2 protein-coding genes are annotated in these 1,407 nt (G+C 32.8%); both read right to left on the bottom strand.

The genetic code is table 11. From position 1 onward, the window contains the following. A partial coding sequence (locus ACVC5O_RS00535; RefSeq protein WP_452219504.1) for a hypothetical protein occupies window positions 1-426 on the bottom strand: 426 nt, incomplete at its 3' end. Between the two features lie 2 nt (window positions 427-428). Further along, on the bottom strand, window positions 429-1,349 hold the full coding sequence (locus ACVC5O_RS00530; RefSeq protein WP_452219503.1) for an RHS repeat-associated core domain-containing protein: 921 nt from the start codon (window positions 1,347-1,349) through the stop codon (window positions 429-431). Window positions 1,350-1,407 lie beyond the last annotated feature (58 nt).

Genomic DNA, 1,407 nt, shown 5'->3' with positions numbered 1-1,407 from the left:
TGGATAATCTAAATCTTTAGAATAGTCAACCTCATCTTCTAACCAACCAATTTCGTTACACCAATTTTTTATATCCGACAATAACTCTTTGTTATTTATTTCTTTAAACTTATATTTTTTTAAAGAATCTTCTAAATAATTGTAAAAAGTATGACCTAAATCGTGACGAATTTCTGTTTTGTACATTTTCTTATACTCTTCATAACTTACTGTTATATCTAAAGTCAAATAAGCATCTTCCTTATCAAATCTCCTAAATGTTTTCCGTTTAATTTCATTAGGCAAACATCTAAAAGCAAAGCCTATTACGCTTGGTGTTTTTACATTTTTATATTTTTCATTTGCTTTAACCCAAACAACTTCAAGTTCCTTTCTTAACTCAATAATAAAGTTTAGGTAAGTATCACAGTTTACAGATATTCTCATAATTAATGACAAGCTTTATTTCCTGGTGGTAAAAATCCTTTCCAAGCTAAATATCCTTTTAATTTCATTCCTTCAAGCATTTGCATTAGCTTTTTAGAACCTTTATTTAAAGGTACTTTTTCTAAATTCATTTTATCCAACCATTTTAGCGTATATCTTCTTTTAGGGTTTTTGGTTTCTCCTATCTTCCATAACTCACCCTCTTTTAAAAACATTTCACCTATTGGTTTTTTCTTTCCCCATTCCATAACTGGATACCAACCATCTTCTTTTGCTAATAAAGCATAAAGCTCTTTTAGTCCAAAAGGGTCAATAAATGAATTGGAATCGTGTACGTAAGCGTATATATTTGGATTGGTACTTTCAATGCCTAAAGGGTCTTGACTTATGTAAGTCCCACTATCAGGATTATAATATCTAAACCTGTTATAATACAACCCAATCTCCTCATCCTCATACTGTCCTTGGTATCTAAACGGACAATCACTTGCAACTCCTTTTGCTAACTTACGTATTTTACCGTAAATATCATACTCTACTTCCCAAGTTTTTTCTCCAGAAGAATTATACATTTCCACTGGTGTACCCAAATAATCTGTTATAATAGAGTAGGTGTCCTGTTTTGTGATTTTTGCAGCTGGTTTAAAAGTACCTTCGTCAAAAATCCAAGTAATTAGGTTGTCTAATGGTTCTGGTTTGTCGTTTTCTAGTACTCCTTCTTCGTTAATTACAAGTTTTGGTCTGTCTTTTAAATTGTATTGCCACTCGTGTAGAGGTACGTTTCCGTCCCAAATAAAGCGGGTTATAAGACCTCTCGTCTGCGCTCGAGGTGACAGCATAGTTAATTTAGCAGTACGTCTGCCTAAGGCATCGTACTCAAAACTTATAGTTTCGTTGTTAGGTTTGGTTACGCTTTTAAGCATGCCATTGCCTTGCCAAGTGTAGTCTCAATTGCCTTTATTGGTGATTTTATTGCAATGA

The sequence above is a fragment of the Lacinutrix salivirga genome (assembly GCF_053604675.1).
This window is presented reverse-complemented; position numbering and strand designations above follow the sequence as displayed.